15 protein-coding genes and 1 pseudogene are annotated in these 25,070 nt (G+C 61.8%); 5 read left to right on the top strand and 11 right to left on the bottom strand.

Going from position 1 to position 25,070, the window contains the following annotated elements; genetic code table 11:
• Positions 1-62: 62 nt before the first annotated feature.
• Together BW09_RS05675 and BW09_RS05680 are read right to left on the bottom strand one after the other, a co-directional pair.
• The gene (locus BW09_RS05675; RefSeq protein ID WP_044088876.1) at positions 63-1,025 is read right to left on the bottom strand and encodes a ribokinase; all 963 of its coding nucleotides are present in this window, start codon (positions 1,023-1,025) and stop codon (positions 63-65) included.
• A 66-nt stretch (positions 1,026-1,091) separates the two neighbouring features.
• Positions 1,092-2,309, bottom strand: coding sequence for a sugar MFS transporter (locus tag BW09_RS05680; protein ID WP_044088874.1), 1,218 nt, complete (start codon positions 2,307-2,309; stop codon positions 1,092-1,094).
• Between the two features lie 256 nt (positions 2,310-2,565).
• Here BW09_RS05680 and BW09_RS05685 point away from each other — a divergent pair, with 256 nt between their 5' ends.
• Positions 2,566-4,071, top strand: a complete 1,506-nt coding sequence (locus BW09_RS05685) for a DUF4173 domain-containing protein (protein WP_081886581.1) — start codon at positions 2,566-2,568, stop codon at positions 4,069-4,071.
• A gap of 195 nt (positions 4,072-4,266) precedes the next feature.
• On the opposite strand, the gene BW09_RS05690 is transcribed toward BW09_RS05685, so the two are convergent.
• The 3 genes and pseudogenes from BW09_RS05690 to BW09_RS05700 all read right to left on the bottom strand — a co-directional run.
• The gene (locus BW09_RS05690) at positions 4,267-6,552 is read right to left on the bottom strand and encodes a type IIA DNA topoisomerase subunit B (RefSeq protein WP_044088872.1); all 2,286 of its coding nucleotides are present in this window, start codon (positions 6,550-6,552) and stop codon (positions 4,267-4,269) included.
• 172 nt (positions 6,553-6,724) lie between these two features.
• Complete coding sequence (locus BW09_RS05695) at positions 6,725-8,179, bottom strand: RNA polymerase sigma factor (RefSeq protein WP_044088870.1); 1,455 nt, start codon at positions 8,177-8,179, stop codon at positions 6,725-6,727.
• Between the two features lie 209 nt (positions 8,180-8,388).
• Positions 8,389-8,961, bottom strand: a pseudogene (locus tag BW09_RS05700) (DUF4192 domain-containing protein); the annotation flags it as partial.
• Positions 8,962-9,467: 506 nt separating this feature from the next.
• Between BW09_RS05700 and BW09_RS05705 the strand changes: the two are divergent.
• Positions 9,468-10,553: a polyprenyl synthetase family protein gene (locus tag BW09_RS05705; protein ID WP_044088869.1), complete on the top strand. Its 1,086-nt coding sequence runs from the start codon at positions 9,468-9,470 to the stop codon at positions 10,551-10,553.
• 200 nt (positions 10,554-10,753) lie between these two features.
• The gene (locus BW09_RS05710; RefSeq protein WP_044088868.1) at positions 10,754-13,024 is read left to right on the top strand and encodes a Stk1 family PASTA domain-containing Ser/Thr kinase; all 2,271 of its coding nucleotides are present in this window, start codon (positions 10,754-10,756) and stop codon (positions 13,022-13,024) included.
• On the opposite strand, the gene BW09_RS05715 is transcribed toward BW09_RS05710, so the two are convergent.
• Positions 13,005-13,748 carry a 1-acyl-sn-glycerol-3-phosphate acyltransferase gene (locus BW09_RS05715; RefSeq protein ID WP_044088867.1) on the bottom strand — a complete coding sequence of 248 codons (744 nt, stop codon included), beginning with the start codon at positions 13,746-13,748 and terminating at the stop codon, positions 13,005-13,007. The two genes, BW09_RS05710 and BW09_RS05715, sit on opposite strands and share 20 nt — an antisense overlap.
• A 63-nt stretch (positions 13,749-13,811) precedes the next feature.
• On the opposite strand from BW09_RS05715, the gene BW09_RS05720 reads away from it, so the two are divergent.
• Positions 13,812-14,549: a hypothetical protein gene (locus BW09_RS05720; protein WP_044088866.1), complete on the top strand. Its 738-nt coding sequence runs from the start codon at positions 13,812-13,814 to the stop codon at positions 14,547-14,549.
• A 149-nt stretch (positions 14,550-14,698) separates the two neighbouring features.
• Here the strand turns inward: BW09_RS05720 and trpD are convergent, their stop codons facing one another.
• The 3 genes from trpD to BW09_RS05735 all read right to left on the bottom strand — a co-directional run bounded on the left by trpD (position 14,699) and on the right by BW09_RS05735 (position 20,059).
• Positions 14,699-15,745, bottom strand: coding sequence for an anthranilate phosphoribosyltransferase (gene trpD, locus BW09_RS05725; RefSeq protein ID WP_044088865.1), 1,047 nt, complete (start codon positions 15,743-15,745; stop codon positions 14,699-14,701).
• Positions 15,746-15,884: 139 nt separating this feature from the next.
• Complete coding sequence (locus BW09_RS05730) at positions 15,885-17,864, bottom strand: hypothetical protein (RefSeq protein WP_044088864.1); 1,980 nt, start codon at positions 17,862-17,864, stop codon at positions 15,885-15,887.
• Entirely contained in the window at positions 17,861-20,059 is a 2,199-nt protein-coding gene (locus BW09_RS05735) for an RND family transporter (protein WP_140462350.1), read from the bottom strand. Before BW09_RS05735 ends, BW09_RS05730 begins: the two co-directional genes overlap by 4 nt.
• A 162-nt stretch (positions 20,060-20,221) precedes the next feature.
• Between BW09_RS05735 and BW09_RS05740 the strand changes: the two genes are divergently transcribed.
• Positions 20,222-20,980, top strand: a complete 759-nt coding sequence (locus BW09_RS05740) for a TetR-like C-terminal domain-containing protein (RefSeq protein ID WP_140462351.1) — start codon at positions 20,222-20,224, stop codon at positions 20,978-20,980.
• An 87-nt stretch (positions 20,981-21,067) separates the two neighbouring features.
• On the opposite strand, the gene secA is transcribed toward BW09_RS05740, so the two are convergent.
• Both secA and hpf read right to left on the bottom strand, forming a co-directional pair.
• Positions 21,068-24,046: a preprotein translocase subunit SecA gene (gene secA / locus BW09_RS05745; RefSeq protein ID WP_375137561.1), complete on the bottom strand. Its 2,979-nt coding sequence runs from the start codon at positions 24,044-24,046 to the stop codon at positions 21,068-21,070.
• Between the two features lie 131 nt (positions 24,047-24,177).
• On the bottom strand, positions 24,178-24,846 hold the full coding sequence (gene hpf, locus BW09_RS05750) for a ribosome hibernation-promoting factor, HPF/YfiA family (protein ID WP_140462353.1): 669 nt from the start codon (positions 24,844-24,846) through the stop codon (positions 24,178-24,180).
• Positions 24,847-25,070: the final 224 nt, after the last annotated feature.

Genomic DNA, 25,070 nt, shown 5'->3' on the forward strand with positions numbered 1-25,070 from the left:
CAGCCAATGGACCATATCGCACAGCGATGCGAGGTTTTGCCCCGCTCATAGACCGATACTGGTCAGCTGAAGTAGGCGATGACCTCTTCGGCAGTTCCATAGGCGCTTTGCGCGCCGAGCTTGGTCGCAGCGTATGCGGAGACATAGGATCCGATCTGGGCGGATTGCAGCAACGTGAATCCGGCCGCCAGACCTGCGAGCACGGTCCCCATGAAGGAATCACCGCATCCCGTGGTGTCCACCGCATCCACCTGTGCGGCGGAGACACGATGCCAACGACCATCCTCAATGACGATTGAGCCCGAAGCCCCAAGCGTCACGATGGCTCTGCCGAAGCCATAGTCGACGAACCGGGAGGTCACCTCATACCAGTCATAGTCCACGGAATCGGTGTCGGGCAGACCCAGCAACTGCGCCACCTCATGCTGATTGACCAGCAGGATGTCCGTGGCCTCCACCAGCTCGTGCGGCAGTTCGTCCATGAACGGGGAATCGTTGAGCAGCACGGTCACGCCGGCGTCATGCGCGGTCTGCGCCGCCGCGATCACCGTGGCGATCGGACTTTCCAGACATAGACCAAGCACGGCGCAGGACGCGATGGTGTCACGATGGGATTGCACATATCCGGCACTGACCTTCGCATTGGATCCCGGGGAATAGACGATGGTGTTCTCGCCCTCGGCGCTCACGGTGATCAGCGTGGTGCCACTCGGGCCTTCCACGTGCAGGATGTCCGCGGTGTCCACACCAGCCTCATCCAGTTTGCTCAAGAGGAAGTTCGCGTTGTCGTCCTCCCCGACAGCACCCAGCAATTGCACGTTGGCGCCAAGTCTTGCTGCGGCGGCAGCCTGATTTGCCCCTTTGCCGCCGGGTAGCACTTTCATGGCACCACCGTTGACGGTCTCCCCCGGCTTGGGGAGCCGTTTGGTGCTGACCGTGTAGTCCGCGTTCATCGAACCGACCACAATGACAGCACCCTGCGCCTTGCCCAAGGCTTCCAGACGATCGCGTACCGGCTCGGGCATCTGCTCATGTTCTTCACTACTCATGCTTGCCCAGCATAGTAGCCCCGCTGACGACGGGGAGGATAATCAGCCGCGCAGCTTGCGCAGACGCTCGTGCATGGCGACCATGAGCACCAGGAACAGCAGCAGATACCACGGATACAAGCTGATGGTCACGTACTGTGCAATGATGCCGAACAACGGCGGCATGAGCAGCGTGCCGGTGTAGGCGCACGCCATTTGCACACCCACGATCGCCTGCGAATTCTCCTCACCGAAGTATGCGGGCGTCGAGTGGATGACGCACGGATAGATCGGCGCGCAACCGAGACCCACGACGATCAATCCGGCCACGATACCCAGATGATGTGGCAACGGAAGGAACATCGTGACCACACCGAGCAGCACCAGCACCTGACCGATGCGAATCATCACCGGGTCGCGGAACCTCATGGTCAAGAAGCCGGACAGTGCACGTCCCACGGTGATGCCCACGTAGAACAGGCTGGCCCAGCTGGCCGCCGTGACCTTGTCCACGCCGGCGTGCATCACCATGTAGCTGGAGGCCCACAGGCCGGCGGTGCTTTCGATGGCGCAGTAGCAGAAGAACATGATGAGGATTTCCCTCGCGCCACGGATCGCCAGCACACCGGCCACGCCAAGCGGCTTGCGTTCCGTGCCGGCGGACGAAGCCGCGTCGGCCCCGACGCCCTCACCGGCAGCGCTGTCGACGCCGTTCGCCTCGGCCGCCGCACGACCGCGTGACTTCCACAGCGGCAGACTCAGCACCAGAATCAGCGTGAGCGCGACCTGCAGGATGGCGATGTACCGGTATCCCCACGGCCAGCCCTGTCCGTTGGACAGCGCATATCCCATGATGTACGGGCCAATCGAGGCGCCGACGCCCCACATGCAGTGCAGCCAGCTCATATGGCGGCTCTCGTAGTGGATGGCGACGTAGTTGTTGAGCGCAGCGTCCACACCGCCGGCACCCAGACCGTATGGAACGGCGATGAGCAGCAGCACCCAGTAGTTCGGCGCCACGGAGAAGCCGGCCAGCGCTATGGCCGTCAGAGCCACCGAGATGGCAGTGACGCGCCCTGCGCCAAGACGCAATGTCATACGGTCGGAGAGCAGCGCGGAGACGATAGTGAACAACGAGATGACTGCAGATATGCCGCCAGCCCACGAAACCGGCACCGCAAGGTCCTGGCTCATCGTGGGCCACACCGCCCCCAGCAGCGAGTCCGGCAATCCCAAGCTGATGAACGCCACGTATATCACAGCAAGCAGCAGGCTGGCCATACACACACCTTTCAGCATCGAAGACAACATTGTGATAACGATGTCATAAGGTTACCAAACGGTCACCAAGCAACACGCGGACGAACGTACACATTTATCGCCCACACCGAGGCGTCACCCATGGCAGTCATGCACCCCGCCGCAGCGCAACGCCACCAACACAGCCTCGCTGTATATCGAAATTCGATATGAAACAACTGTGAAGAATCGATTTACGATAGACATATATCGAATATCGATATCATACGATGCAGGCATGAGCACCAATCTCACGCATCATCCGGACGGCACGGTCCCCGAAACGGGCACCTCCGCATCGCCTATAGCAACGGCATCCGCAACCGCTTCGCTCGCGTCCACCCCATCCGCAACCGCGCAGTCTGCGGACACACCACCCGCAGAGTCACCGCTCCCGAACGCATCATCATCCGCCACGCCGACGCTTTCAATGCGCCGTCGCATCACCCTGATCGCCGCGGCGCTTGTCATCCCGTTCGCCTTCGACCGGCTCATCATCGACCCTCCTTCATTCGCGAGTGGCACCTACACTGCCAGCTGGCTTCCCTGGGGCGTGTTCTGTCTTGTCATACTCGCAATCGGCGTCCTGCTGTTCGTCACAAGGGCCTGCCGCACGCCGATGTGGTGGATCGTCGGTGCCGTCGCCGTGTTCTGCGCGTCATGGCTGATCGTCAACGACACCTCGCTGGCGGCCGATTGGCGCAACGCCTCCGGCCCGACGCCGAACTTCTGGTACTCGCTGATCACCGGCTACCTTGCCCTGCCGGCGTTGCTCATGCTGCTCCTGCAGCTGTCGAGCGCCACCTTCGACATCCGCCGTCCGGCCACGCTGATCGCGGACTGGTTCCTTGGATGGACGGTCAGCCCATTCTCGCGCTGGCCGCTGCTCATCGACACGCTCGCACGGCTCGTCGATACGGCGACGCATCCGGATGGCAATGATGTCACGTCACGATCGCCGGAGACCACACTGCGCAAAATCGGCATCGCGCTGCTCATCAGCCTGCCGATTCTCTGTCTGCTAATCCCGCTGCTCATGCAGGCGGACGAGGTGTTCGCCTACGGCGTGACCCACATGGTCGACCATATCGATCTCACGCGGTTCCTCTTCCATGCCGCCGTGGTCGTCATTCCCGCGCCGTTCCTGTTCTCATTGCTGGCGAGCGTAGAGACCCGGACCACGGAACCGGAACTCGGCGGCCTGCGGCAGGCCGAGCGACGCCGCCCGTTCGACCCGACCATCGCCGCGGTGGTGCTCGGACTCGTGCTGGCGTTGTACGCCGTGTTCTGCATCATCCAGTTCACGTTCCTGTTCGCCGGCGCTGGTCTGCCTGCCGGCTACACGTACGCGGAATACGCGCGTCAGGGCTTCTTCCAGCTGCTGTTCGTGACCGCGCTCAATCTGGCGGGCTACGGCGTCGTGATGACGTTCGTACCACGCACCAGGACGATGATCGGCCTCGAAATCGGCCTCATCACGGCGACCGGTGTGATGCTTGCCTCCTCGGCCACCCGTCTGGGCCTATACATCGCCGCCTATGGCATGACCTGGCTCAGGTGGCTGTCGCTGACGTTCATCGCGTTGCTCGCGGTGATCCTGCTGCTGGCGCTGGTCCGTCTTTTCCGTGAACGCCTGCCGCTGATCACCATCGGATTCATCCTGGTCCTCGTCTGGTGGGTGGCGCTGGGGTTGAGCGATCCGGACTGGGTAATCATGTCGTGGAACGCTACACTGGGGGTATGAGCGCCCCAACCCGGCAGCAGCGCCTGCGAGGCGCCCAAGCAGGACTTGACCTGCGGCTGATAACGACGTGGCGCCGGCACACGGTCGAAACCCGCATGTCGGCGCCACCGGCCACCGGTCATCAGCCGGAACGCCGGAGCCGCCGATGCGGCACATGGCAATCCGGCATGTGACAATCCGGCATGTGACAATCCGTCACGTATCAATCTTGGAGCGGTCGAAGTCGTCGGCATTGTCGACGATGAACTGCTTGCGCGGCGGCACGTCATCGCCCATGAGCAAGCTGAAGATCTCCGACGCCTGAGCGGCGTCCTCCATGCGGATGCGGCGGAGCATGCGCGTGCGCGGATCCATGGTGGTGTCCGCCAGCTGGTCGGCATCCATCTCGCCCAGACCCTTGTAGCGCTGGATGTCATCGGCATAGCCGATATGCTTGGCATCCAATTCGGCGAGTTTGTTCGCCAGCTCATCGTCCGAATACGTGTACAGGTACTCACCCTTACGCGAGCCGGTCAATGCGATGCGATGCAGCGGCGGCACCGCGGCGTACACATAGCCATGCTCAATGAGCGGCCGCATGTACCGATAGAACAAGGTCAGCAGCAGGATGCGGATATGCGCGCCGTCCACATCGGCATCGGTCATCATGATGATCTTGTGATATCGAGACTGGTCGATGTCGAAACTCTGGCCGGAACCAGCTCCGACCACCTGGATGATGGCCGCGCATTCCTTATTGGACAGCATCTGCGTGATCGAGGCCTTCTGCACGTTCAGGATCTTGCCTCGAATAGGCAGCAACGCCTGGAATCCGGCATTGCGCGCGGCCTTGGCCGTGCCGAGTGCCGAGTCGCCCTCCACGATGAACAATTCGGCCACGTCATCGTTGCCGGGCTGGCAATCGGAGAGTTTGGCCGGCATGGACGCGGATTCGAGCGCGTTCTTGCGGCGGGTCACCTCCTTGGCCTTGCGCGACTGGATGCGTGCATGCATCTCGCCGACGATCTTCTCAAGCACACGGGCCGACTGGTCCTTGAATCCGCGCTTGGCGCCGGTGATCATCTCACCGAACTGCTGGTCGGTGAGCCGCGTGACTATCGGCTTGACCTGGGCGGTACCGAGCACGTCCTTGGTCTGGCCTTGGAACTGCGGCTCGGCGACACGGGCGGTGACCACAGCCACGAGCCCGGCCTGGATGTCGTCGCGCTCCACCTTCATGGCTGAATCCTTGAGATTCACCTTGAGCTTGCGGGCGTTGTCCTCCACGGCCTTGCGAATCTGCTTGGTGATGCCGTTCATGAACCCATCCACGTGGGTGCCGCCGCCCGGCGTCTCCACGATGTTGACGAAGCTCATGATCGTGGTGTCATAACCGTTCACCCAGCGCAGGGCGATATCGATACCACAGGTGCGTTCAATCTCCTGGGCATGCAGCTCGCCGCCTTCGCCTACGGCCTGTGTCTCCTCCTTGTAGGTGCCTTCGCCCTGGATGCGCCAGATATCGGATACCGGTTCGCCTTTGGAGAGGAAATCCACGAAATCCTTAACACCGCCGGTATGGCGGAACTCCACGACGCGCGGGTGGGCCGGCTGCTCGCCGAATGCACCGTCGGCCATCTCGTCGGATGCGCCGAAGGAAAAATCCTCATCTCGTTCGCCGGCATCTGTGGAACCGTCGATGCCCGCGTCCTGACCGTCAATCTCGGTCGCCGATGCCGAATCGCCGGACTCCGTGGCATCCGACCGATCTGTGGTCACGGTCGCCGACTCCGGCACGTTCTCATCGACGATGGTGATCTTGAGACCGGGGACCAAGAAACTGGTCTGACGCACGCGATCGACAAGCTGCTCATAGGAGAACTCGGCGGTTTTGTTGAAGATCTCCGAATCGACCCAATACCGGATGCGAGTACCGGTGGTTTTCGGGCTCACCGTGCCGATGATGTCCAATTCGGTAGGACGGTTTTTGCGCGTGCGCTTGAACGGGGAATCCGGCGAGGGCTTGGCGGGGTCGGCATCCGTATAGACGCCTGGATGCCCCTGATGGAAGGACATATGGTGGGTCTTGCCGTCACGATCCACTTCCACATCGAGACGGGAGCTCAACGCATTCACCACGGAAGAGCCCACGCCATGCAGACCGCCTACCGCGTTATATGAGGAGTTGCCGAACTTGGCGCCTGCGTGCAGCTTGGTCATTACCACTTCCACGCCCGACAAGCCGGTTTTCGGTTCCTTGTCCACCGGAATGCCGCGCCCGTTGTCCGCGACCTCCACCGAACCATCGGTATGCAGGGTCACCACGATATCCGTGCAGAAGCCTGCAAGTGCCTCATCAACGGAATTATCGATGATCTCCCACAGGCAATGCATCAGACCCTGTGAGTCCGTGGTGCCGATGTACATGCCCGGACGCTTGCGAACCGCATCCAGGCCTTCGAGAACGGCTAGATCCTTCGCGCCGTATTCTTCTTTGGGCATAGTCCTTTTCTTCTATAACAGGCATCCTGCTTTCCCGGCGAACCGGGGAAAACGAAACGGATGAGTCCGCGTCCGACCGTCTGCTCAGCGACTACTCAACGGATGGCTCCGTCGCTGGACAGTTCACTGGACTGTCCAGCTCCTCGCGTGATCGCGCTGCCGAGCGGCGCGATCACTGGTCCAGGAAGTCGCGCAAGGTCTGCGAACGGGAGGGGTGACGCAGCTTGGACATGGTCTTGGACTCGATCTGGCGGATGCGTTCACGGGTTACACCATACACGCGACCGATATCATCCAAGGTCTTCGGCTGGCCATCTTCCAGACCGTAGCGCATCTTGATCACGCCGGCCTCACGTGGGGACAGCGTCTCCAGCACCTGCTTGAACTGCTCCTGCAGCAGGGAGAAGGCGACGGCGTCGGACGGTGCGATGGCGTCGGTGTCCTCGATGAGGTCACCAAACTCGGAATCACCGTCCTCGCCGAGCGGCGTGTGCAGCGAAATCGGCTCACGACCGTACTTCTGCACTTCCTGCACCTTCTCGACAGGCATGTCCAGCTCGCGAGCCAGCTCGTCCGGCGTGGGCTCACGACCCAGATCCTGCAGCATCTGACGCTGCACGCGGGAGAGCTTGTTGATGACTTCCACCATGTGCACGGGCACACGGATGGTGCGGGCCTGATCGGCCATGGCGCGGGTGATGGCCTGGCGAATCCACCATGTGGCGTAGGTGGAGAACTTGAAGCCCTTCTTCCAGTCGAACTTCTCGACGGCACGGATAAGACCCAGATTGCCTTCCTGGATCAGATCAAGGAACAGCATGCCGCGGCCCGTGTATCGCTTGGCGAGGGACACCACCAAGCGCAGGTTGGCCTCCAACAGGTGGTCCTTGGCCTTCTTGCCGTCGGCGGCGGCCCACTTGAGCTCGCGCTTGCGCTTGAACTCCATGCCTTCCGACTGGGTGTCCAGCAGATGCTGCGCGTACAGGCCGGCCTCGATGCGTTCGGACAGGTCGACTTCCTGTTCGGCGTTCAGCAGGCTCACACGGCCGATCTGCTTGAGATAGTCCTTGACCGGGTCGGCAGTGGCGCCTGCGGCGATGACCCTGCGCTTCGGATTGCCGGCGGGAATGACGTTCTCATCGTCGTCATCCGTGTCGGAGACCACATAGGCACCTTTTTCCTTCGGCTTTTCGGGGGCCTTGGGCTTGTTGTCCTCGTCGTCATCCACGTCGTCGGCGTCGATCTCATCCTCGTCGGAATCATCGTCATCGTCTTCAACATCGTCGGCGTCAACGTCGTCGATGTCCTCGTCCAGGTCGTCGACGTCCAGGTCGTCGTCACCGACCACGTCGTCACCGAGTTCGTCGTCCTGGTCGTCCTCGTCTTTGATGAGATCCTCATCATCGGCCGGTTTCGCAGAGGACTTCTTGGAGGCGGCACGACGAGTCGTCTTCCTGGCCGTCTTTTCTCCGCTGTCCTCTGCTGCGACCTTGGCAGACTTCGTCGCGCGAGGCTTGCGAGTGGAGGTCTTGCGTGCGGTGGTCGTAGAGCTGGCCTTCTTCTTGGTCTCGGTCTCCTCGCCGGAGTCTTCCGCGTGCTTGGTTGCCGTCGTTTCCTTCGTGGCCAAAACTGCTCCTTCTGATCTCTTGCCGGAAGCACCCATACCACATGGGCCCACTTCTGGCAAGGGCAAATCTTCAACTATGAGAGTTAATCACCTTCTACGGACGATTATTCCCGCACAGCGAAAAACGGCACGACATCACCGACGGCGACACGATGAGGACGCACAGACCCCAACCGCACGCAAGTCACCTCTTTCAGATGCAATCCCCGTCACATGGCCGATTCCTTGTTCTCACAAGCACACCATGCCGGGAAAACGCCACGGTCGGAAGCGGAAAACACCATCGCCGCCAACGAGCAGTCCTCATCAAGCACGAGGCATTGCAAGGCGAGTGCCGCCGCGCTCGAATCCCCAAGCCACCATAGCGCATAGGCCGCTACAGCCAACGGCTGTATGCAATACGGCACCGGGGATGCACAGGCGATGTCAAGCAGCATGGTAATACCGGTCCGGCATCGTTCCTCGTCCGGGACCAGCCCTTCATCTTCAAAGGCCGCCGTGAGCAGCGTGCCCATCCGGCGACGGGCGTGCTCGCTGTGGGGCTTCGCCGCAAATTCCATAAGCTGTGATTTCGGGCATCTGTTCTGATCGACGATGAGCGACAAAATGAGCGCGTCGCGTATCGACAACGTCTCATTCATGCCCACGGCGAACGCCGCCATGGTGTCATCGTCCAAGCTGGCCGTGCCGTCTTCGAGCGAGGCCAGCCACTCATCCAACGGTTCGGACACCCAGTCGGCGTCGGCCTGCTGGGGGCCGCGTGCGCGACGATCGGCATGGAATGCATCCGACATCATCTTCAGGTCGTCTGCATCGAAACCATTGAATTCGTGACTGCCATGCGCAGGAGGCGTTTGCCTTCGCGAGCGCCGCGCTTCATCGTTACGGTCATTGCGTGATGCGGTGCCGCGCGATTCGCCTTTGCGATGGCGCCCCGGCCCGTTGCCGTTCTTGGCACGGCGTCTGCCGGACCGTCCCGCACCGTCATGCCGTGCACCGCATCCGGGTTTGCCTGCACTCACTCTGGTCGTTTCGAATCCGTCGACGGCACCGCCACCATCGGTTCGCGCGTCGTTGTCGTTCATCACCATGATTCCTGCCTTTCCCAGTCGATGCCCCACGCCATCCGCGTCGGTCGCATCAGCCCGTCACCGTTGACGGGCGTACATCCACTATGCAATGAACCCGCCGTGATACCAACGATGATCGACCATTGTGGTTCCAGCTTCACAACCCAGTGTTTCCAACGTTCTTGTATTCATCACAACCTGTGGATAAGTTATAAGGCATGTGCACAACCGCGAAAGACCTGTCCATCATCGAACCACGCATCGGCACGCTGGTCCGCGACCTGACCGACGCCCCCGACACTGGTGAGGTGGCTGCGGCCCTGCGGCCGGTGATGGACGATGTGATTCAGCAGGCCGTCACCTCAAGCCAGGGCGGGAAACGCCTCCGCGCCTTGCTCAGTCTCGATGCCTTCGACGTGCTTACCGAGCAGCATCACGTGAACTCCTCGCGAAACGCGATGATCGATCTGGCCTGCGCCATCGAAGTGTTCCAGACCGCCGCGCTGGTACATGACGACATCATCGACGAATCCGATTTGCGCCGTGGCAAGCCTTCAGCCCATCGCGCGCTGGAATACGCCGTGCACAACGCATCCATAGGACGCGGTCTCGGATTGATGCTAGGAGACATCCTCGCCACCGAATGCATCGAAATCGCGCGCCGTGCTGCCAAGCAGCTCAGCAACAGCGACGCCATCATCGAATCGTTTCTCACGATGCAACGCGAGGTGGAGATAGGACAGGTCCTTGATCTGGGCGTCGAAATGACTCCGCTCAGCAATCCGCAGGCATTGGTTCAGGCATCGTTGAACGTGTTCCGATGGAAGACGGCGAGTTACACCACCATCGCGCCACTGCTGTTCGCGCTGTTGGCAGCCGGTGTCGACCCGCAGGACGCCCGGCGTGAGGCATTGGCCGTCGGGGAGCCGCTGGGTCTGGCGTTCCAACTTGCGGACGACCTTCTGGATGTCATCGGGTCCAGCCGCAATACCGGCAAGCCGGTAGGCGGCGACATCCGCGAGGGGAAGCGGACCGTGCTGCTGGCCGATGCCCTCAACGCCGCCAACGTATCGGACCGGGACGAGCTGCGCGCCATGTTCGAGGCCGAGCATCGTGATGAGACCCAAGTAGGCCGCGTCATCACGCTCTTCGAACGCACAGGTGCGATCGACCAATCCCGTGCCCGCATCAGCATATTGTGGTCGCAATCGAGGCAGGCCATAGAACAATGGCATCTCAGCGAGGATGGTCGGCGCCGCCTCATCGAGGCATGCGCACGGTTCATCCCCTCAGACCTCAGGTGAGGCGCCGCTGGCCACCGCCGGCAAATCCGGGGCAAGGCAGTTATCGCAGCGATCACATCACAACGAAACCAATCCATACCGCAACCAATCCAAATCAAGACCAATCCGTGGCGCGATCAGGCGCAGACCGGCCTGATGCGTAGCCCGGACAAGGTAGACTGAGCCATGTTCAGCTGTAGTCAAAGGAACCGTACGGATCAATGAGTGAGAACGAGCCCACGCCAATGATTGAGGGACGCTACCGCATCGTGCGCAATATCGCCGAAGGCGGTATGGCCACCGTATACGAGGCGGTCGATGAGCGTCTGGGCCGTACCGTGGCCATCAAGGTGATGCATACGCAGCTCGCCAAGGGTCCGCATCGCGCGCAATTCGTGGAGCGTTTCCGACGCGAGGCCAATTCCGCCGCGGCCATCGCCAATCCACACATCGTGCAGGTATACGACACCGGCGAATTCAACGGCCTGGATTTTCTGGTCATGGAATACGTCCATGGCATCAATCTGCGTCATGAAATGAACGTTCAGGGCACATTCTCCGTCCGTGAGACGTTGCGCATCGTCGCCGAGACATTGGATGGACTGGCCTCCGCGCATCGCGCCGGAGTGGTGCATCGAGACATCAAGCCGGAGAACATTCTCCTCAACGACCGCGGCCATGTGCAGATCACCGATTTCGGTCTCGCCAAGGCAGCCAGCCAGGCCACGTTGAGTTCCACCGGCATGCTGCTCGGCACGGCAGCCTATCTTGCCCCGGAAATGATCGAAGCCAATCAGGCCACACCACAGGGCGACCTGTATTCCGTGGGCATCATGGCATGGGAGATGCTGGCAGGCAAAGTACCGTTCGATTCCGACAACCCGGTGACGCTGGTCTTCAAACATGTGCATGAGGACGTGCCGTCCATCGCCACCGTCTGCCCCGGCATCGACCCCTCTGTGGCGGCGTTCATCTCTCATCTGACTGCGCGCGCAGTCGAAGCGCGGCCCAAGAATGGTTTGGAGGCCGCTTCCGAACTGCGCCAGTTGGCGGCCAAACTGCCGATGGAGGCATGGCAGTACCGCCTGCAGACGGAGTCGCCCCATGCGGAACGCGCCGATGCCACTCTTCCCGCATTGGTGGGTGCCATAGGCGAGAACGCGGAAAGACTGACTGCCATGCAGCCGGCTCCGCCCGCACCACCGGTGGCACAGTCAACGAATCCGGCGCAAACACGTACAGCGCAGCCGACTGCGGTACAGACAACAAATCCGGCACCTACGACTGCAGTGCCGACGACTGCATTGACACCTGATCCGGGCCGTACCGCCATCATGGCGCAGACCGGGACCACAACGGAACCGACACAGGCATTGAGTACCGGCAATGGCACCGATTCTCCCTCCTCTGGCAACGGCAATGCCGGCAGTACGTCGCCAGACAATCCGGCATCAGGCACTCTGGTCTCCCCTGCCGACTCCCCTAAGAAGAAATCATCGAGGCGCAAGGTCATTCTCATCGTCATCCTAGTGACGGCACTGATACTCGCTGGCATCGGCGGAGGCGCCTCATGGTGGACCTTTGCAGGCCCTGGCAGCTATTGGAGCGTGCCCCAGCCTCAAGATGCCTCCTGTGCCGAAGCGGACACGCAGTGTTCACTGTCGGGCACCGAGTGGTCGGCCTATGAGGACCTGCTCAAATCGGCGGGCATTCCCTATGAGACGTCGCAGGAGTACAGCGATTCCATAGACAAAGGCAAGATCATTTCCGCGTCAGTGGACAATGCGGAGGCGTTCGTCAACAGCCATGTGTCGAAGCGAAATGGGCAGAAGCTTGAGATCGTCATCTCGAAGGGCCCACGCATGATCACCATTCCGGACGATATCATGGACCCCTCATCGTCCCATGGCAAGGATCCGATCGCCGCTCTGCAGAGTGCCGGTTTCAGCAATATCGTCCACGATGAATCCGGCGACCAGTATTCGATGGATGTCCCTGAAGGTGCCGCATTGAGCATCTCCCCCGACCCGGGCACCACGATGAAGCATGATGCCACAGTGACCATTACCCTGAGCAAGGGACCGATGCCGGTCAGCATGCCGGATGTAGTAGGCAAAACCAAGGATGATATGACGGCGTCCTTCGCTGAACTCAAGCTCACTGCGAACATCACCGAGCAGTACGATGACAAGATCGCGGCAGGCACGGTTATCTCGACCTCGGTCAAACCCGGAACCCAGCTCAAGTGGGGCGATAGCGTGGACGTGGTGGTTTCCAAAGGTCCGGAAACCACCGTGCTGCCGAACGTGGTCGGCATGACCTACGATGAGGCGGCCAAGCAGCTGGAGAAGCTCGGCTTCACCGTGAAGAAGTCCGCCCCCTTGGGCGATCTGACGCATGAGGTCCGCATCCAGAGCCCCAAGGCCGGCGAAACCGTGCGCCTTCGCGACGAGAACGGCAAGCCGACCGTCATCACGCTGACCGTGGTGTGAGGTTCGTGGCTTTGCGAACGCCTTCGCCAGCCTTCTGCGCCTCCTTAGCGGCCTTCAGCTCGGCTTTGACCTTCTGCGCGTATTCGTCAACGTATTCCTGACCGCTCATCTCGCGGATCGCCGCGGAAACGCGGTCGGTCAGTTCGCGCAATTCGGCGTGGGTGATCTCATCGGCGGCCTTCCTGGAAACCTCGATCGGCTTGCCGTACTTGACCTGCGTCTTGCCCTTCTTCGGAATCGTGGTGCCAATCGGCTGCAGCTTGTCCGAACCGATCAATGCCACCGGTACAATCGGGCATCCGGTCTCCAATGCCAGTCGGGCGACGCCGGTGTGTCCTTTATACATGCGGCCGTCGGGGCTGCGCGTGCCCTCGATGTGGATGCCGAACAGGTGACCGTCCTCGATGATCTCTCGCGCGTGCTCAAGCGCACCAAGCGACTTGTTGCCGCCGGAACGGTCCACCGGGAACACACCCACTGACGTGAACCACCACTTTTTGAACTTGCCCTTGATGCCCTTGCCCTCGAAATACTCGGCCTTGCCCATGAAATGCACCATGCGCGGGCAGGTGATCGGGATGAGCGCATCGTCGATCACCGCCAGATGGTTGGCTGCAATGATGGCGCCGCCGGTACGCGGCACATTGTTCAGGCCGGAAACAGTAGGACCGAGATGGTGACGGGCGATGGGACCAAAGACCTTGACGAAGAACCAGTAGAGCACGTGGCATTCCCCCCTTCACACGGACGCCGGCCATTGGCCGACCGCCTGATTAGAGTGATAGTTATGACTGATAACCACAATAGCAATGGCGACGGAGAGCACCCAACATCCACGCCGGACGACGGGCAGCACCATGTCGTGCCTGGACACGGGGATGACACGAGCAACGACGTCGGCACCGGCGCCAACGCAGCCGGCTACTCCCGTGATGCCGCTCCATCCGGGCAGCATGGCCTCGGCAATCTGGATGAGGCCTGGGCTGCATTCGAGGCCGAGCATAAGGCCGACCTCGATGATGTCGCCTCATCGCGCCAGGCGCGGAAGTTCGAGAGGCAGGCCAAACGCCGCGAAAAGGAGGCATTGCTGTCCGTGGACGATCTCGATGCGGCAGCGTTCACCGATGGCGTGAGGCCTTTCCATGAGCGTATGCGTGGAGGTCAGAGAAGGCGCGAGTCCCCGGGTGCCGGCCCCCGCGATTTCACCGGTTCCAGCTGGCTGGACACGGATGATGTGATGGACCGGTACGATGACGGCGGCTTCACTCCCCCGAACCCGGAGCTCGGGCCGTTGCACGCTTCGACGGTGTTGCTTGTCGCGTTGCTGGTGATTGGCCTGGTCGGCATGCTGACGATGATCCTGGTGCCGGCTTTGTACAGCATCCCGTTGATCAGCGCACTGTTGAATATTGCGTTCGGCCTGTGCACCATACTGGGGTTGGGTGGTCTCATCGTCAAGATTCTCAATCGTAAGAACCGTCCCGGAGATAAAGGCGGGTATTTCGATGATGGAGCACGGGTCTGAGTGCACCTGACTGGACAGGATGACGCCGCATCGAGGATGACTATCATCTGCCCGGTAAACAGCTGGGGGGCAACGAATTAGCTCGTTGCCCCCCCCAGTTTCGGTATGGACGATTGCTGCGGTAATCGCCAAGCCTGCGCGTCAGCGTGTCACGCCTTGGACTTGGCAGTGGCCACCCACTTGTCGAGCAGGGCCTGGGCCTTGCCGGAGTCCACGGCGTCCTCGGCGAGCTTGTAAGCTTCGCGGAAGCGTTCGCCCAGCGTGCCATCGCCCACCAGATGACCGTCGGCAACGATGGCGGATGCGGCATTGAGCAGTGCGGTGGTGCGGGCCGGGATGTCCTTGCCGGCCACGAAATCGCGGAAGGCGGCAGCGTTGGCCTCGGGCTCGCCGCCCTTGAGATCGGCGACGTCGATCTTGGCGAGGCCGAGCTCCACGGTCGGGTCGAATTCGGTCTCGGTCACCTTGCCGTCGCGGATCTCCCACACGGAGACCGGGCCGGTGGGGGCGAGCTCGTCCATGCCCTCATGCGAGGTGTAGACCATGCCGGACTGGCCGTTGGCGGCGTAGACGGCGGCCATAATCGGGCTCATCTCGCGCTTGGCGCAGCCGATGGCCACATGGGCGGGCTTGGCCGGGTTGGTCAGCGGGCCCAGCACGTTGAACACGCACGGAATGCCGAGCGCGGCGCGAATCGGGCCTACGAAGCGCATGGCCGGGTGGAAGGTGCGGGCGAACGCGAAGGTGATGCCCACCTCGTCTCCGACCTCGCCAACCGCCTCGGGCTTCAGGTCCAGCGGGAGACCGAGCGCTTCGAGTACATCGGCGGCACCGCACTTCGAGGAGGCGGCGCGATTGCCATGCTTGACGATCTTCACGCCCGCGGCCGCGGCGGCCACCGAGCCCATGGTGGACAGGTTCACCGTGGCGAAGCCGTCACCACCGGTGCCCACGATGTCGGTGGTCTCACCGGAGACGTTGAGTGGCACGGCGTGCGACACCATGGCCTTGGCCGCGCCGGACACCTCCTCGGCAGTCAGCCCCAGCTGCTGCTGGAGGGCGAGCGTGGCACCCACGGCGGCGGGATTGGCGTTGCCCTTCATCAGATCATCGACGAACCATTCGGATTCCTCGGCGCTCAGGTGGTCTCCCCCGACCAGCTTGGTGAGAATCGACTTCCATGTGATCTCGGCCATTGTTCCTCCTTGGCGCACTCGCGCCCGATAATCAGTGACGCGGCCCATTGTAATGGCCGTATATTGCGTCTCCGTCCGGTTCTTTCATATTGCAGAACGCGAAAGGCTCCCCGCTCGATGCGGGGAGCCGACCCGTCGCTCACTGCCCGATGCCGGGCAGGACGTAGGTGAACTGGACGCGGTCTACGGCGGTGTTGGCGGGGGCGACGAACGAATGCACTTTGAAGCCCTTGCCGAGTTTCTCGTCGATGGTCTTCTGCAGTTCGTCGAGCACCTTGTCGTCCATGCCCTTGACGGAGTCGGCGAGCTTTCGGGCGCCGTCATCAAGCTGACCGGCGCCTTCTGCAGCCGAGGCCGCGCCCGAAGCGAGGCTGTGCGCGCCAGAGTCCGCCGCAGCGGCTCCGGTGGCGAGGCTGTTGGCGCCATCACGCGCGGATGACAGGCCCTTCGCCAGCTCCTCGGCACCGGAGGCAGCGGATTGCGCCCCCGTGTTGAGCTGTCCGACGGCGGCGTGCATCGATGCCAATCCCTCGGCCAGTTGCATAAGGGACGCCTGCATGGCCGCGGAGTCCGCCGACGATCCGTTGGACGAACCGTTCACCTTCGCGTCGAGCTGATCCACTCCCCCGCGCAGCTGGCCGATGCCGGAGGAGATGCCCGCGTAACCGTCAAGCGCCTGTCCGAGCGCCTGATACTGCCCTTTGGCGTTCTCCACCTGCACCATAGCTGTCACGGCCTTGTCGAGCGCCGCGATGGCCTGAGTGTCGCCGGGATTCTGCTGCACGGCGGCCAATGCCTGGGCGTACGCCTGTCGAGATGCCGTCTCGGCCGCATCGATGTCACCGCCGACCTGTGCGAGGATCGTCTGCTGACCGCCGGCGAGTGCCTGACGGTACTGCCCATCCCCTTGCTTCAGGGCGTCCGACCCCTGTTTGAGCGTGGTGACCCCTTGACTCAGCGCCGTCATCTGTTCGGGCAGTCCCTTGACACCGTCGCTCATGCTTCCGCTGGCGTCGTACAGTTGCGCCAGTCCGTCGGCCAGCTGCCGGTTGCCCTGCGCAAGCGTCCCGGCGCCTTGGGCGAGCGTTTCCGTTCCGCCGGCGAGGGATTGCGCGCCGCGGTTGAGTTCGGCGGTTCCGGTGGCGAGCGAACCGATTCCCCGGCTCAGTTCCCGGTTGCCTTGGGCGAGGGATGTCGTGCCGTCTGCCAATTGCACGGTGGCGTCGCTGAGTTTGCCGGTCTGCTCGGTGAGCTGGGAGGTGTCCTGATCGCGCACGTCCAGCGCCATGTCGAGGCTCATCGCGGTGATCTGCCATCCGGAGCTGGTGAAGTCCTTGGCTTGGCCGCGGATGGTGAATGTTCCGGTTTCTCCGGGCAGGACCATGCCGGAGACGACGGTGTTGCCACCGGACTGGGCGAGGGCAGCGTCACCGGCGTCAGTGATGTCGAACGCTTCCTGCGGGAAGGTGCCCTGTGCCTGAATCACATAGGCGTCGGCGAATTCCCGGGTCGCCTTGTCGGCCGATTCGTTGGGCGCGATGCGCAGGGTCATGGCGAGTTCGCCGTCAGCTCCGTCCAGTTTCTCGGCATCGACGGCCTTGCCGTCCAGCGTGTAGTCGACGCTGACGTTCCAGGGCAGTGCGGTGTCGGCCTTGAGGTCGCCCTGATAGTAGAACGGCTTGTCGTTGAGGGTGGTGATGTTCACCGTGCCGTTCTTCTCCTCGAGTTTGGCGTCGGTGGTGAGGTTCGTGACTTTGGTGTACGAGCCCGGGTCCTGGACGGTGCGTGGCTGCCCGGCGTCGAAGGTGTTGACCACGTATATGCCGGAGACGGCGCCGTCGGCCTTGGCCTTGATGTAGACGGTCTCGTCCTTGCCGCTCCCCTCTCCACTATTGCCCCCATTGTTCGCCGAAGTCACCGCCGCCGTGGTGTGCGCGGATGCTCGGGGCTCGTCCGCGGCATTCGCCCGGGACAGCGCCGGAACCGTGAGGAGCACGGTCGCGAGGAATGCGGCGATGGTGGGCGCGAGGATTCTCCTGACCGTCGTGTGTCGACGCTCGGTGATGGTGCTTGAGGTGTTGGCGTTCACGTTGTCGTGATGGGTGTTGGTCATGGTCATCGTGTGATCTCCTTCGTGGGATGAGTGGTGTGGGTGGCAGGTTGGTCATTGGGGGTATCGGATTGCGTGTCGGATGGCGTGCCAATGGTTTGCGCATCTGTATTTCTGACATTCATACGCGCGTCATCGCGGAAGCCCAGTCCGATCGAGGTGCGTCGTATCAGCCCGTCGGATACGCGGAACAGCCATGGCAGCAGCAGGAACATGAGCAGCATCGAGACAAGGGCGCCGCGGGAGACGAGCAGACCGATCTCGCTGATCACGCCGTTGGATGCGATGCGCCACACGGCGAATCCGGCGCTGATGAGGATTGTGGCCGAGGTGAGGATTGTAATCGCGGAATGTTGGATGGACAGGCGAGTCGCCTCACGTGGCTCGTGCCGTCGTCGTTGGTCCAGATATTCGCGTGTGTAGATGATGCCGTAGTCTACGGCGGCTCCGAGCTGTACGGCCTCGATGACGAGGTATCCGATGTAATTGAGGGTGTCACCGGTCACGTATGGCACGGCGAGGTTGAGCCAGATCGAGATTTCGATGGCGAGCAACACGACGACCGGAATCGCGATCGACCGGAACACGATGAGCAGCACGAGTGCGATGCTGCCGATGGAGAACAGACGCACCTTGCCGCTGTCGGCGCGCACCACGTCCCTCAGGTCGTAGGTGCTCACCGTTGTGCCGACCAGCCGGTAGTCGTCGCCGTAGTGGCGGGCGACGGTGTCGCGCACTTCAGGCACGAGCGCGTAGGCGTCCTTCGATTCGGTTTGCACGTCCATCGACACGACGAGACGTGACCATCCATGCGAGATGAGCTGGTCCAACTGATCGCCGGGGACGATGGCGGTCGGCATCGCCCTGCCAGCCATCGTGATATACGAGGTGACGTCGGTGACATGAGGAAGCCGTTCGACGTCGTCGATGACGGCTTGCTCATCCGCCCATCGTCCTTCGGGGACCATGATGACCCACGTCTCCGAGCGGCCGAAGGCGTCGTTGATGTGGTCTGCGTCGGATTTGAGCCGACTGCCCGGCTGCACGAAATCGGCTGCGCCGTAGATGAAGTCGTTGCGCTCCTGCGCCACATAGGCGGGAACCGCGGCGATGAGGATCGCCAGCGCCGCCGGCAGAGCGATGTGTATCGCAGCATTCGCGAACCGGGAGAACGAGGGCATGAGATACCGGTGTTCCAATGCGTTCAACGGCTTGAGGAACATGAGTATCAGGCAGGGCATGAGCAGCATGATCGACAGGAAGCTGAACACGATGCCCTTGGAGAGCACGATGCCCATGTTCACGCCGATGCCGAATCGCATGACCGTCAACGAAAGGAATCCGAAGAAGGTGACGGCCGCCGAGCTCAGGATCACCGTAAAACTACGGAGCATCGTCTCGGTCATCGCCTCGACCGGCGTGGCGCCGGGCATCTCCTTCTCCACTCTGCGGAAGGTGTGCAGCAGTACGATCGCGTAGTCCATCGAGACGGCGAGCTGGAGAATCGCGCCGCAGATCTGGCTAACGAAACTGATCTCGCCGAGCACGATGTTCGACCCCATGTTCATCACGATCGCGACGCCGATGACGATGAGGAAGATCACCGGTTCGAACCACGAGTGCGAGGTGATGAGCAGGATGCCGATGACGATCGCCACGGCGATGGCCATGATCAGCATGATCTCCGTGGCGGTGGAACCCTGCGCCTCGGCCGTGGTGACGCCGTCGCCGGCCATCGTCACGTGCGTCGCATACGCCTGTTCGGCCACGGCCCTGGCCTCGGGCACAGCGTCGACCAGCTTGGACGAATCGATGGTCAGCTGGTAGAGATACCCCTTGTCCGTCTTCCAAGAGGAGACGGTATCCGCGTCCTGGATCTCCGCCGGCGTCTTGGTGTCGACGACCGAGCCGAGCCACATGACCTCGTCGACGCCGTCGATGTCGGCCAGGTCATCGGCAAGCCGTTCCGCCTGCACCGCGCTGATGCCCTCGGCGTACAGACGCGCGTTCGGCACGCCCGCGTCGAAGGATGCTTTCATGTCGTCGAGCGCGATGACGGACGGCGCGTCCTTCGGCAGGTAGTCGGCGAACGAATAGTTGACTTTGACCTGTGGATAGGCGATGGCCCCGAGGACCGTCAGCATCGTGAAGACGATCACCACGATGATGCGATGCCTGAGAAAGCCGTTGATGATCCGTTGCACCGGATACCCCCTGACAGTTTCCTTACAGTCGTGTGTTTTACTACATCTGTTGTCTTACGGGGTATCATTATTGGAGACGTCGGATCGCCCTGCAACCATCAGCTTGGACGCCTTCCGATGGATATGCTACGAATATGGCCGACACCTGTAGGAAAAACGACAATGAACACTAAAAATGACGTCAAAATGGATCGTCGAACACGGCGTACGCGTCTTCTTCTGCAGGAGGCGCTGCTACGCCTGCTGGCCGACAAGCCCTTGAACAGGATCACCGTCACCGAACTGACGGAACTGGCCGATGTCAACCGCGTCACGTTCTACGCGCATTACCACGATGTATACGACATGTTCGACCAACTGCGGACCGACCTGATTGACATGTACACGGACATGACGTACCGGCACACTCAGGAGATGTGCAACGGCGACTACCGTCCGTTCATCCGCGAGGTCTACATGTCGTTGGACGGGCGGGAGCAGCTCCTCTCGCTGCTGTCGACGCCGTCTGGCGGCAATCTGTACGCGGACATCATCGATGCGATCTCCAAGGTCTGCACCGAGACGGTCGCGCCGCAGATCATTCTGGGAATAGGAGGGCCCGCCGGCGCCTCCATCGGAACCGACGGCGTGGCCGTCACGGGCGATGCGTCCGGCACTGGCGAGACGACGAGTTATCGGATGACGGTCGACCCGACGATGGTTGACCCGACGATGGTTGACCCGACGATGGCGAAGACGCTCAGCGACTACCAGTTCGGCTACATCGCCGGAGGCGTCGTGAACATGCTCAAGGACTGGTTCCGTCGGGGCAGGCGGGAGTCCATCGATCTCATGGTGAACATGACCTCGAACCTGATCTCGCATTCAGGGCGCGAGGTCTACCGGGAGAATCTGAAACTGCTCAATGAACGACGGAAATAGCGGGAACACGCTGAGTGGATACGGAAAGCCCCACCGATTCACCATGTGAACCAGCGGGGCTTGTTTCATCCGTGCAGGGCAATCAGCTCACTGCTCGTTCTGGCCGTGGCACATCTTGTACTTGCGACCGGAACCGCACGGGCAGGGCGCGTTCTTGCCAGTGCCTGGGAAGGTGCGGCCGTCGGCCCACGGGGTCTTCAGCTCGTCGCTCTTCGGACGCTTGGAGACCGGGACCTTGCCTTCGGCGTGGCTGATCGGAGCCGGACCGGCCACGGGAAGCGTAGCCTCGCCGGATTCGGATGCGGCGGCGGACTCAGCGATGGCCTGCTTCTCGGCGGAGTCTTCGGATTCCTCTTCGGACTCGCCTTCGGCAGCCTCCTCCTCGGTCTCGCCGTCCTCATCAGGGCCGGCGGCAACGGTTGCGGCGGATTCGGAACCATCAGAGGTTTCGGCGACGCCGGTGGCACCTTCGGCAGCGGCCACGGCGGCGTCCTCGTCATCAGTGGAGTTCGGATCCTGGGTGGCGGCGACCTGCTTGACGTCGATGTGGAAGAGCAGCTGAACGGATTCCTCCTTGATCGCCTCGATCATGGAGTTGTACATCTGGAAGCCCTCACGCTGGTATTCCACCAGCGGGTCGCGCTGGCCCATGCCGCGCAGGCCGATGCCGTCCTTCAGGTAGTCCATCTCATACAGGTGCTCACGCCACTTGCGGTCGAGCACGGCAAGCACCACACGGCGTTCGAGGTCACGCAGACCGGATTCGCCGATGGTCTTCTCCAGCTCGTCGTACTTGGCCTTGGCGTCCTTGACGATCAGGTCGCGCACGGCTTCGATGGCCTTTTCGCCCTTGAGATTGCCCGCGGCCTCCTTGGCCTCGTCGGCGGTCACATCGGTGGGCACCACGGTGTTGAGGGCCTTGAACAGGCCTTCCCAATCCCAGTCCTTCGGCTTGTCGGAACCCTTTTCGGCACCCTTGATGTAGGACTCCACGGTGTCGGCGATGAAGCGCTCGATATCCTCGTGGATGTCCTCGCCCTTGAGCACGGCCTGACGCTCGGAGTAGATGACGGTACGCTGCTTGTTCATCACGTCGTCGTACTTGAGCACGTTCTTGCGGATCTCGTAGTTGCGGGATTCCACGGCCTTCTGCGCGGTGCGCACGCCCTTGGTGACGGACTTGGATTCGATCGGCTGGCCTTCCTCCATGCCCTTGGCCATGACCTGAGCCACAAGCTGGGTGTTGAACAGACGCATCAGATCGTCTTCCAGGGACAGGTAGAAGCGGGATTCGCCCGGATCGCCCTGACGGCCGGAACGGCCGCGCAGCTGGTTGTCGATTCGGCGGGACTCGTGGCGTTCGGTGCCGAGCACGTACAGGCCGCCGAGCTTCTTGACTTCCTCATGCTCGTCCTTGACCTGCGCCTTGATCTCGTTCAGGGTGCCCGGCCAGCGCTTCTCGTACTCCTCCGGGGTGTCCTCGGGAGAGTAGCCTTCGGACTTCAGCTTGGCGTCGGCGAGGAACTCGACGTTGCCGCCGAGCATGATGTCGGTACCACGGCCGGCCATGTTGGTGGCCACGGTGACGGCGCCCTTGCGGCCGGCGACGGCCACGACGGCGGCCTCCTTCTCATGCTGCTTGGCGTTCAGCACCTGATGGGGGATCTTCGCCACATCGAGCAGGGTGGAGACCACCTCGGAGCTTTCCACGGAGGCGGTGCCGAGCAGCACCGGCTGGCCGGAGGCGTGGCGCTTGGCCACATCCTTGACGATGGCGGCGAGCTTCTCCTTCTTGGTACGGAAGATGAGATCGTCCTGGTCCTTGCGGATCATCGGCTTGTTGGTCGGGATCGGCAGCACGCCCAGCTTGTAGGTGTTCATGAACTCGGCGGCCTCGGTCTCGGCGGTACCGGTCATGCCTGCGAGCTTGTCGTACATACGGAAGTAGTTCTGCAGGGTGATGGTGGCGAAGGTCTGGTTCTCGGCCTTGACCTCAACGCCTTCCTTGGCCTCGATGGCCTGGTGCAGGCCCTCGTTGTAGCGGCGGCCCGGCAGGATGCGGCCGGTGTGCTCGTCGACGATGAGCACCTCGCCCTGGGTGACCACATAGTCCTTGTCCCTGATGAACAGCTCCTTGGCCTTGATGGCGTTGTTCAGGTAGCCGATAAGGGCGGTGTTGGCCGGCTCGTACAGGTTGTCGATGCCGAGGAAGTCCTCGACCTTGGTGATGCCCGGATCGAGGATGCCGACGACCTTCTTCTTCTCGTCGACCTCATAGTCCTCGTCGCGGGCGAGCTTGAGGACCAGCTTGGCGAACTGGCGGTACCAACGGGTCACGTCGCCTTCGGCGGGGCCGGAGATGATCAACGGCGTACGGGCCTCATCGATCAGGATGGAGTCGACCTCGTCGACGATGGCGTAATGGTGGCCGCGCTGCACGAGATCGGCTTTCTCCCAAGCCATGTTGTCGCGCAGGTAGTCGAAGCCGAACTCGTTGTTGGTGCCGTAGGTGATGTCCGCGTTGTACTGCTTGCGGCGCTCCGGCGGCTTCTGTTCGGTGATGATGCAGCCGACGTTCATGCCCAGGAAGCGGTAGATGCGGCCCATGAGCTCGCTTTGGTAGCTGGCGAGGTAGTCGTTCACGGTGACCACGTGCACGCCCTTGCCTTCGAGTGCGTTGAGGTAGCTCGGCAGCGTGGCGACCAGGGTCTTGCCTTCACCGGTCTTCATCTCGGCGATATTGCCCCAGTGCAGGGCCGCGCCGCCCATGAGCTGCACGTCGAAGTGACGCTGTCCGAGGGTGCGCTTGGAGACTTCTCGCACGGTGGCGAACGCCTCGGGCATGATCTCGTCCAAGCTCTTGCCGTTGTCGATCTGCTGCTTGAATTTCGGGGTCTGGGCCTTGAGCTCGTCGTCCGACAGGGCGGAGATCTCGTCCTCCAAGGCGTTCACTGCCTTGGCCACGTTCTCGAGCTTCTTGATCTGACGGCCTTCGCCCATGCGCAGGGCTTTGTCAATGATATCGACCACTGGGTTCTCCCTTGATTGGTTTCGGTGGTTCCGCATATCAGGATACCGCCACGTGGCAAGAACCACGCATTTTTTCGACCAGATTACGAAAAAGCCGCCTCCCGTTGGTGGGAAGCGGCTTATCTTGTTTGCCTGCTATTCGGCTGTTGCCTTATCGGGCTTCAGCGTCAGGCCTCGGCCTTCTTGACGTTTTCAGGAGTGTCGATCTCGAACACGCCGTAGCTCCAGCCGTGACGGTGATAGACCACGGACGGACGACCGGTGTCCTTGTTGACAAACAGGAAGAAATCGTGTCCGATGAGCTCCATTTCGTACAGCGCCTCGTCGATGCTCATCGGCTCGGCGATGTGCAGCTTGCGGCGAATGACGATCGGCGTATCCCCAACCTGGACTTCCACGGATTCGCCGGGGCCAAGATCGGAGGCGACGGCGGCAGCCGGGCTGTTGTTCGGCTCTTCCTCGGCCTCCTCGACCTCCGGCTCCGGAGCGGCGGCACCCAGATCGACCGGCACCGGGTTGGTGTATCCACGACGATGATCCTTGCGGCGATCGCGGGTACGACGCAGGCGAAGCGTCAGCTTGTCGAGCGCCATGTCCAATGCGCTGAACTCATCCGTGCTGGAGGCTTCGGCGCGAACCACGGTACGACCCGCGATAACGGTGATTTCCACGCGCTTGGCGGTGTCTGCCTGACGCGGGTTGCCCTCATGCGTCAGCACGATCTGCGCGCGCTGTGCATCCGGGGCGATTGCGGTCACACGATTCATCTTGGACTCGACAACATCACGGAACCTTTGCTTGATCTGTGTGTGACGTCCGGTAACGACGATTTCCATGTTGACCTCCTAGTGACTCAAGCGGTTTCACCCGCTATATGTGGGTCCAAACGGCAACATCACCGCTTGGATACGTTTCATTGTAGACGAACAATGCGTAAACAATCGGCAACGCGCCCGACTGCTCGCTCAAAGCAATATGTTTGTTTCCACAAACCTTCGTGAAACAATCCGCTCTATAAGCTGGACACTAAGCTGGACACAGCGCCATCGGCAAAACGGGA

Source organism: Bifidobacterium sp. UTCIF-1, from assembly GCF_006408915.1.
Taxonomy (GTDB): Bacteria; Actinomycetota; Actinomycetes; order Actinomycetales; family Bifidobacteriaceae; genus Bifidobacterium; species Bifidobacterium reuteri.